At 39.9% G+C, this 8239-nt stretch carries 6 protein-coding genes and 15 tRNA genes; 19 read left to right on the top strand and 2 right to left on the bottom strand.

All coding sequences use genetic code 11. From position 1 onward, the window contains the following. The first annotated feature begins 137 nt into the window (after positions 1 to 137). The 16 genes from K5Q14_RS08690 to K5Q14_RS08615 all read left to right on the top strand — a co-directional run bounded on the left by K5Q14_RS08690 (position 138) and on the right by K5Q14_RS08615 (position 3200). Positions 138 to 226: transfer RNA gene (locus K5Q14_RS08690), tRNA-Ser, on the top strand. Between the two features lie 3 nt (positions 227 to 229). Continuing rightward, positions 230 to 302 (top strand) — tRNA-Val (locus K5Q14_RS08685). 51 nt (positions 303 to 353) lie between these two features. Beyond that, positions 354 to 426, top strand: a tRNA-Thr gene (locus K5Q14_RS08680). Positions 427 to 433: 7 nt separating this feature from the next. Next, positions 434 to 505: transfer RNA gene (locus K5Q14_RS08675), tRNA-Gly, on the top strand. Between the two features lie 5 nt (positions 506 to 510). Continuing rightward, positions 511 to 594: transfer RNA gene (locus K5Q14_RS08670), tRNA-Leu, on the top strand. Positions 595 to 599: 5 nt separating this feature from the next. Continuing rightward, positions 600 to 673, top strand: a tRNA-Arg gene (locus K5Q14_RS08665). Between the two features lie 66 nt (positions 674 to 739). Then, positions 740 to 813: transfer RNA gene (locus K5Q14_RS08660), tRNA-Pro, on the top strand. A gap of 25 nt (positions 814 to 838) precedes the next feature. After that, positions 839 to 912, top strand: a tRNA-Met gene (locus K5Q14_RS08655). A gap of 13 nt (positions 913 to 925) precedes the next feature. Beyond that, a tRNA-Ile gene (locus K5Q14_RS08650) sits at positions 926 to 999 on the top strand. Positions 1000 to 1032: 33 nt separating this feature from the next. Beyond that, positions 1033 to 1122, top strand: a tRNA-Ser gene (locus tag K5Q14_RS08645). Positions 1123 to 1150: 28 nt separating this feature from the next. Beyond that, positions 1151 to 1224 (top strand) — tRNA-Met (locus K5Q14_RS08640). 2 nt (positions 1225 to 1226) lie between these two features. Next, positions 1227 to 1300 (top strand) — tRNA-Asp (locus K5Q14_RS08635). Between the two features lie 32 nt (positions 1301 to 1332). Then, positions 1333 to 1405, top strand: a tRNA-Phe gene (locus K5Q14_RS08630). A 34-nt stretch (positions 1406 to 1439) separates the two neighbouring features. Further along, positions 1440 to 1510 (top strand) — tRNA-Gly (locus K5Q14_RS08625). Positions 1511 to 1539: 29 nt separating this feature from the next. Next, positions 1540 to 1613 (top strand) — tRNA-Ile (locus K5Q14_RS08620). A gap of 387 nt (positions 1614 to 2000) precedes the next feature. Then, entirely contained in the window at positions 2001 to 3200 is a 1200-nt protein-coding gene (locus K5Q14_RS08615) for an MFS transporter (RefSeq protein WP_220735365.1), read from the top strand. A gap of 39 nt (positions 3201 to 3239) precedes the next feature. Here K5Q14_RS08615 and K5Q14_RS08610 read toward each other — a convergent pair whose 3' ends face one another. Next, entirely contained in the window at positions 3240 to 4013 is a 774-nt protein-coding gene (locus K5Q14_RS08610) for a TIGR01457 family HAD-type hydrolase (protein WP_220735364.1), read from the bottom strand. 271 nt (positions 4014 to 4284) lie between these two features. Here K5Q14_RS08610 and K5Q14_RS08605 point away from each other — a divergent pair, with 271 nt between their 5' ends. Continuing rightward, a complete protein-coding gene (locus tag K5Q14_RS08605; protein WP_220735363.1) occupies positions 4285 to 4710 on the top strand; it encodes a hypothetical protein in 426 nt (141 codons plus the stop codon). After that, the gene (locus K5Q14_RS08600; RefSeq protein ID WP_220735362.1) at positions 4710 to 5501 is read left to right on the top strand and encodes a DUF6681 family protein; all 792 of its coding nucleotides are present in this window, start codon (positions 4710 to 4712) and stop codon (positions 5499 to 5501) included. Before K5Q14_RS08605 ends, K5Q14_RS08600 begins: the two co-directional genes overlap by 1 nt. 1 nt (position 5502) lies before the next feature. On the opposite strand, the gene K5Q14_RS08595 is transcribed toward K5Q14_RS08600, so the two are convergent. Further along, positions 5503 to 5946 (bottom strand): GNAT family N-acetyltransferase, encoded by a 444-nt coding sequence (locus tag K5Q14_RS08595; RefSeq protein WP_220735361.1) that lies wholly within the window; start codon positions 5944 to 5946, stop codon positions 5503 to 5505. A gap of 50 nt (positions 5947 to 5996) precedes the next feature. Here K5Q14_RS08595 and K5Q14_RS08590 point away from each other — a divergent pair, with 50 nt between their 5' ends. Next, positions 5997 to 8207 carry an LTA synthase family protein gene (locus tag K5Q14_RS08590; protein ID WP_220735360.1) on the top strand — a complete coding sequence of 737 codons (2211 nt, stop codon included), beginning with the start codon at positions 5997 to 5999 and terminating at the stop codon, positions 8205 to 8207. Positions 8208 to 8239 lie beyond the last annotated feature (32 nt).

Below are 8239 nucleotides of genomic sequence, written 5' to 3'. Positions count from 1 at the left end.
ATCACGCCGAAAGTAGTTGCCGGATCGCTGGCTGCGAGGATAGGAAGATGCGGTGCCGTACATAGGGAGTACTCTGAGAGGGGTACTTTTGGTTTATGAGGCAAGAAAAGAAAGACGAGAGCGGTAGGGAGAATCGGGGAGAGGTGTCCGAGTCTGGCCGAAGGAGCATGGTTGGAAACTATGTAAGCAAGGAATTGTTTCGAGGGTTCGAATCCCTTCCTCTCCATAAGGACGCTTAGCTCAGCTGGGAGAGCACCTGCCTTACAAGCAGGGGGTCACAGGTTCGATCCCTGTAGCGTCCATTGGCGGAAGCCAAGGAAATAAAAAGCCGTGGCACGTCGGGATAAAGCGCTGCCGACTTAGCTCAGTTGGTAGAGCACCGCTCTTGTAAAGCGGGGGTCGAAGGTTCGAGTCCTTTAGTCGGCATGATCATGCGGAAGTAGTTCAGTGGTAGAACATCACCTTGCCATGGTGGGGGTCGCGGGTTCGAATCCCGTCTTCCGCTTATATGCCGACGTGGCGGAATAGGCAGACGCACAGGACTTAAAATCCTGCGATAGAGATATCGTACCGGTTCGATCCCGGTCGTCGGCATATATGCACCTATAGCGCAATTGGATAGAGCGTCTGACTACGAATCAGGAGGTTGCAGGTTCGACTCCTGCTAGGTGCATAGAGGTTGAAGTAATTCAAACTCTTTTTTTAAGTTTAAAGGGGCAGTGCTCCAAGAAGAACTTATCGGGACGTAGCTCAGCTTGGTAGAGCACCTGGTTTGGGACCAGGGGGTCGCAGGTTCGAATCCTGTCGTCCCGATTGGCAAGGAATTGTCAAAGAAGATCGCGGTGTAGCTCAGCTGGCTAGAGCGTCCGGTTCATACCCGGGAGGTCGAGGGTTCGATCCCCCCTGCCGCGATAGGCTTGATGAAGGACCTTTAGCTCAGTTGGTTAGAGCAGACGGCTCATAACCGTCCGGTCGTTGGTTCGAGTCCAACAAGGTCCATGCAGGGCTTTACTGTAAAGAACTACAGATGATGGAGAATTACCCAAGTCTGGCTGAAGGGAACGGTCTTGAAAACCGTCAGGTCGAGAAATCGGCGCGTGGGTTCGAATCCCACATTCTCCTTAGGTAGTGATACCTAAAATACTATTATCGCGGGATGGAGCAGTCTGGTAGCTCGTCGGGCCCATAACCCGAAGGTCGCAGGTTCAAATCCTGCTCCCGCAATTGGTCGCATGGTCCAGTTGGTTAGGACGCCTGCCTGTCACGCAGGAGATCGCGGGTTCGAGCCCCGCTGTGACCGTTTAGTGTGCTAAGGCAGGCTAAGTAAGAGATGGCGCTGTAGCTCAGTTGGTAGAGCATACGATTGAAGCTCGTAGTGTCGGCGGTTCGACTCCGTCCAGCGCCATAGATGTGCGATCAGGTACATCGGCAGGAGCGATGCGAATGTAGTTCAATGGTAGAATTCCAGCCTTCCAAGCTGGCTATGCGGGTTCGATTCCCGTCATTCGCTTTTATGCACCGATGCGCATAGAGAAAAAGGGGCTATTAGCTCAGTTGGTTAGAGCGCTGTGTTGATAACGCAGAGGTCCCAGGTTCGAGTCCTGGATGGCCCATAAGGAGAAGTAAGTGACGTGTTGTCACTTACTTCTTTTTTCGCTTGCTTTTTATCTAATCTCAATTAATGAAATATTCTTTTTTGTTTCATGAAACAAACGTATTTCACTAAGTAAGATCGTTTATTTTCTTTAACAAAAGGTTATGTTGTCAAGTTAATTGACAATTTTCTAAGAAAATTAAAAAAATTTTGCGAAGCTTGTGAAAAAGTGGTATTCTAAAAATAACTGATTGCCGTTTACAATGTTTTCATGCAAGCGTACGGTGTAAAATTGAACGAAGGTTTCTGAAAATGGATAGCACGAAAACTGTTTTTCGAGTATCACCTTCGCCAACGTAGCTTTATTGTAGTATTTGTTGTGTTGGTGAATATCGAAGGATGACTCATGGAAGAAAAATTATTTAACAAAGGTTTTATTACAATCACAATCATTAATTTTATTGTGTATCTTGTCTACTATTTGATGATGGTAATCATAGCTGTTATGGCTCATAATGAATTACATGCGTCGTTTGGTCAAGCAGGATTAGCATCAGGTATTTATATTATTGGCACATTGCTTGCAAGGTTAATTATGGGTAAAGAACTCGAATTAATTGGACGCAAGCGTGTAGCGCGTTGGGGTGTTATATTTTATCTCATCACGACTATTGCTTATCTAGCCGTTCCATCAATTGGTGCTCTAGATATTGTGCGGTTATTAAACGGGTTTGCCTATGGTATGACGTCAACAGCGTTGAATGCCATTGTAACCGAGTTTATCCCAGACCGGCGTAAAGGTGAAGGAATTAATTATTACGGCTTGAGTACGAGTTTAGCCGCCGCTATTGGCCCCTTCATTGGTTTACTACTGTTTCATGCTACTGGTTTCCATTTCATTGTTATTATGTCGGTTGTTTTGATTGCTATTTCTATGTTTGCGCTGTTCGCAATTCAAATTAATAATGTCAAGTTAACAGATGAACACAAAAGTGAATTAAAATCATGGAAATTATCTAGTTTTATTGAATATAAAGTTTTGTTGATTTCATTTATTGGATTTTTAATGGGATTATCTTATTCAAGTGTTTTGTCATTTTTGGCATCGTATGCAGAAACTTTGAATCTAGTTTCGATTAGTTCATTTTTCTTCGTTGTGTACGCAGGAATCGTTACCTTAACGCGACCAATGTCTGGACGTATATTTGATCGCTTTGGTGAGAACTACGTGATGTATCCAAGTTATATATGTTTAACTGTTGGTTTAATTATACTTGGCATGACAAATAGTGCTTGGATGTTATTATTGTCAGGTGCATTTATTGGCTTGGGATATGGTACTTTCATGTCAAACGGACAGGCTGTTACATTGAAATTGGTAACTAGCCATCGTATTGGCATCGCCTTGTCAACTTACTTTATTGGCTTAGATTTAGGCTTAGGTGTTGGCCCTTATGTCTTTGGTGCACTTCATGGACAACTACCATTCCGTGATTTGTACTATATTGCAGCTGTAATTCCAGTTGTATCTGCTATCTTATATTTGTTATTTTACAGACCAAATAAAAATAAAACAGAAGAAGTACCAGCTAATCAATTAGCTTAATATAAAAATGACTTGTTTCACGTGAAACAAGTCATTTTTTTATATTGTCCAATCGTCAAGAGACAGCACTTCGTGGGTTGGCTTTGTTGATACTTGTTTAATTTGTTCGGGCGTGGACACACCAGAATAAACCAGTAATGTGTCAATATTATTGTTAATACCTGCTAAAATGTCTGTGCTGTAATTGTCACCAACCATAATAACATCTGCTTTTTTAACAGCCATACGTTTGAGAGCACCGGTCATAATTGGAGATTCAGGCTTTGCAATAACTAATGGATCTGTCTGTGTAGCTGTTTGTATAGCAGCTATTATGGCACCAGCACCAGGCATCAAACCATGTTCTGTTGGCAAATTTGTATCAACATTGGTAGCGATAAACTTGGCACCTGCTTGAATCGCGGCGGTTGCTATTTCGAGTTTTTGATAAGTGACCTGGCGGTCTAATCCGACTACTACAGCGTTTGCAGACGCATCAGTTACGATTGTGAATCCTGCAGTTGTTAATGCTTCAACTAAACCAATTTCACCAATGACATAAATTTTAGTGTTTAAGGGCATGTGTCGTGATAAATAATCAGCAGTTGCCATAGCACTTGTATACACTTGATTGGGTGATGTTGGAATATCGTGATTTATGGTTAAATTGTTCGCCACATCGATTGGATTCTTGGTTGAGTTGTTTGTGACGAAGAGATAAGGTATTTTGGCATCTTGCAACCGTTGAATAAAACGTTTACCCGAAGGATATTGAGTTTTACCTTGATATATGGTGCCATCGAGGTCAATGAAATAAGTTTTGTAGTGTGTCATATTTTTAATCTCCATTTAATTTCAGTCACTTATATTATATACATCAACTAGTGTTGATATCAAACAACGAATCAACGGACTTTTCTCCAATCTCAATCTCCCTAAACATAAAATCTCCCTAAAATATTTTATAAAATATGTCCGCCCGCAAGCAGTTGCGGGTTTTCGTTGCATATAGGGGTAATTTGATGCAACGCATTGCTTAAAAAGGTAGAATAGAGTGATAAAGATTGAATTAAATTTACTCGTCTAACATAACTTGGGGAAAACCATGTCTAAAAAATATAGAACACCACCTTTTTTAACACCGTCAGCGATTGTCTCACTTATAGTAGCAATCAGTGCCGGAAATATAGCCGTCAATGTGGCAACAGGCACAAGTGAGGGTGGACAAAATACACCACGTCAAAGTAGTATCGATTCATCATCTATGTCAACCAGTAGTTCAGATTTGACCACCAGTATATCAAAATCGGACAGTAGTGATAGTTCTTCTAGTGAAGAAGAGACAACTTCTAATCAAACGACAAGTAGCACGCCGAGCACCTCAGCAGATAGTAGTAGCACAACACCAAATAAAACAAGTAGTGAGGTACCTGCTAGTTCTTCATCCTCAGAACCAGAGTCTAGTGCCTCATCAGCAGTAACATCGCAAACAAGTTCGAGTGCAAATAACGTTTCGGGGGTAGGTCAATAATGTTTACAGTGCTTGATTTAGTTAATCATTATTTAGGTTATTTTACAACTAGCTCTAAAATAAAAGGGCGTATTTATACCGCAGTTAGTGCAGTCGGTGTTTGGTACCTAGTTTATCTAGCCTATCGTTTTTTTGTTAATGGTCGTTGGTTACGGGGATCATTGATAGCCGCAGTGTTTGTTTTGTTGCTATACTTTGTGGTGCTAAATATACTATATTATTTTACAAACGCTACTGCTAAGTGGGATGTGTCACCACATATTGAAAAAATGCTTGGTGGGCCACATGTTGAGGAAGAAACAACTAAACAACCCACAATGGTCCCAACTAATGGGTTATATCAACGACAAAATGTTATGACTGGTGTTGTTGAAAGTGACATAGTGCAACAAGAAAATATAAGATTGCTGGCAACAGAATTGGATCAATTGGGCCTGATGAATCATGATTATGGCCATCTTGGACAACAAGCACAACGACAAATTATTGCGCAACGAGATGTTGTGTTTTCTAATCATCCCGGCACACTGTTACCCTATTTTGATATGGTAGTTATGAATGATACAACTAAAATTTTAGGTGGGATTAATCAACTACAAGCACATGAACTTGGGACATTAGTCATGGTGGGTATGACACCTACGAAACAAGCACTGAACAATTATCGTTTGGCGCTATCTGCAGTGCTTGTTACTGGCGGTGTTGGCCATACTGCCACACGTACAGAACTCATTAATACTGAAAGAGCATACAAAATTCAAGTAGAAGTAGCTTATGAAAAAAAGAATTGAATTACTTCAATTCTTTTTTCATACCGATATGAGTTATTCCTGCTTCTGAAAATTCAGAACCATATGTATGGAATTTTAATTGCTCGTAGAACTTTCTGGCTTGTATTTGAGCACCAAGGTCTAGCATATGAATGTGGTAAAAAGGTGCTAGACTTTCAATGTAATCAAATAGTTGTGAACCAAGACCTTGACCACGCATTGCGTGTAATGTTGCTACACGTTGGACATGCCAAATACCTGGATTTTCTTCGAGGACACGTGCAGTGGCTGCGGGTTGACCATTAACATAAGCAACGATGTGCAGGGCTTTTTTTTCTGCTAGTGGGTTGTTCATCTCGTCAGTGAGTGCCACACCTTGTTCACCAACGAAAACAGTTTTTCTTATATTAAGGGCATCATCATGGATTACGCCAAGCCCTAATTGATGTTTGATTTCTATTCTCATATTAAGTATTATAACAAGATTTAACACAAGGCGTATAGGATATTGGTATAATGGAATTTATGGAAAACCGAGTAAAAAAAACTTTAAAGCATTTCTACAATAACGTTCTTTCACCTAAAAATTGGATAAACCAATTAAATACACGGCAAGGATTTTTTGCCTGGGTTATTGTAGCTGTAACATTAAAAACAATTTTAGCTTATGGTGCTGATTTTGAATGGCTACATGTACAAGACCCAATTCAAGTGATACTTATGTTACTGAATCCGGTTGGATTTACAATTGTATTGTTTAGTTTGACGCTTTTTATCAAACCTAAGCAATTGTATTATGGTGCGCTCATTGCACTCGATGCATTGATGACATTGTTGTTGTATCTCAATGTTATTTATTTCAGAGAATTTTCAGATTTCATGTCAGTTAATACAATGCTTGGCTATAGTACGGTTAATCAGGGCGGGAAAGCTGCAGGGGCTATAGCTTTTGGCGTTCATGATTTTTTATTTTGGATTGATATTGTTGTGCTGATTGCTTTATTTTTAACACGTAAAATACATTTTGATCATAAACCATTACCTCGCTTTAAACCATTTAAAATTTTGACAATTGGATTTTTTATTTTAACGGCCAACCTTTTGGTGGCAGACATTGATCGGCCACAGTTGTTAACGAGACAATTTGATCGAGAATACATGGTTAAGTATCTTGGACTTGGGCCATTTATGATTTATGATGGGATTAACACGTATCAAACAGGACAAGTACGTAAAAGCGCGACACCAGAGGAATTTACGCAAGTTAAAAATTATATTAATAAACATTATGCTAATATAAACCCAGAATTTTATGGAACAGCAAAAGGGAAAAATGTGATTGTCATCCATCTGGAAAGTTTCCAGCAAATGTCAATTGATCGTAAGATTAATGGCCAAGAGGTGACACCATTTTTAAATAGTATTTATCATAGTAATAGTACCGTTGCGTTTGATAATTTTTTTCATGAGGTTGGCCAAGGGAAAACGTCGGATGCTGAGAATATGCTGGAAACATCTACTTTTGGTTTGCCGCAAGGATCATTATTCTCGAAATTAGGCAATGATCAAACATTTCAAGCCATGCCAGCCATTCTAGGTCAACGAGCTGGTTACTCTAGTGCCGTATTTCATGGTAATTTAGGGACCTTTTGGAATCGCAACAATGTCTACAAACATATGGGCTATCAAAATTGGGTATCTGGTGATTACTTTGATCTTACCGGCCAAAAAGCCACAACGTGGGGCCTGAAAGACAAACTACTATTTAAAGAATCAGTGCCTTATCTAGAAAATTTGCAACAACCGTTTTATGCAAAATACTTGACTGTGACTAACCATACACCATATACGTTAGACAGGGAAGATCGTGATCCGAATTTTGCGACGACGAATAGTGGCTCGAAAATAGTAGATAACTATTTTGTGACTAACCATTATTTAGATCAATCAGTGAAAGAATTTTTTGCATATCTTAAAGCTTCTGGCTTGTACGATAATACGATGGTCGTCTTATATGGCGATCATTACGGTATTTCTAATACAGATGCTAAGTATTTGGCACCTATTTTAGGAAAAGACGAGACGCAATGGAGTGATCTGGATAACGCTAATTTACAACGTGTCCCATTCATGGTTCATGTACCTGGCATGAAAAAAGGGTATATTGATCATCAGTATGGCGGTGAAATAGATGTTGCACCCACGATTGAACACCTACTCGGTGTTAGTACACAACGTTATATCCAGTTTGGACAAGATTTGTTGAGTAAACAACATTCAAATGTTGTTGCGTTTCGTAATAAAGATTGGATAACCAGTGATTACGCGAGTTTATCTGACCGTTATTGGGACGTAAAGACAAATGAAATCATTACAAAGCCTAGTCCAAAATTGCAGAAAAAATTCGATAACATTCAAAAAGGTGTCAATGAAAAATTGGCGATGTCAGATAATCTTAATCAGAAAAATCTATTACGTTTTTATAAACCAAAAGGCTTCAAAGAGGTTGAAGTGAATCAATTTGATTACAGTAAGCGTGCCACGATAAAGCGCTTAAAGAAACAAAATACTGTTTTAGGTAAAGCTTCAACTAGCTTATTTGCCAAAAATGGGAATCAATCAACCTTAAGTAAATATGTAACAGACGCACCAGAAGCCAACGACGAAACAACTGATTCAACACGCTTGCTACCACGCAATGCGGATGACTGGAGTCAGACAGAATAGTGACAACGTACCAACCTAAGGATGCTGCTAAC

It is taken from the genome of Leuconostoc inhae (genome assembly GCF_019656015.1).
Classification (GTDB): domain Bacteria; phylum Bacillota; class Bacilli; order Lactobacillales; family Lactobacillaceae; genus Leuconostoc; species Leuconostoc inhae_A.
The sequence above is the reverse complement of the archived record's forward strand: the minus strand, read 5'-3'. Positions and strand labels throughout refer to the sequence as shown.

Bases quoted from the DNA above. Each gene is read 5' to 3' on its own strand.
- K5Q14_RS08615 (WP_220735365.1), top strand. From the start codon at position 2,001: ATGGAAGAAAAATTATTTAACAAAGGTTTTATTACAATCACAATCATT.
- K5Q14_RS08600 (WP_220735362.1), top strand. From the start codon at position 4,710: ATGTTTACAGTGCTTGATTTAGTTAATCATTATTTAGGTTATTTTACA.
- K5Q14_RS08610 (WP_220735364.1), bottom strand. From the start codon at position 4,013: ATGACACACTACAAAACTTATTTCATTGACCTCGATGGCACCATATAT.
- K5Q14_RS08595 (WP_220735361.1), bottom strand. From the start codon at position 5,946: ATGAGAATAGAAATCAAACATCAATTAGGGCTTGGCGTAATCCATGAT.
- K5Q14_RS08590 (WP_220735360.1), top strand. From the start codon at position 5,997: ATGGAATTTATGGAAAACCGAGTAAAAAAAACTTTAAAGCATTTCTAC.
- K5Q14_RS08605 (WP_220735363.1), top strand. From the start codon at position 4,285: ATGTCTAAAAAATATAGAACACCACCTTTTTTAACACCGTCAGCGATT.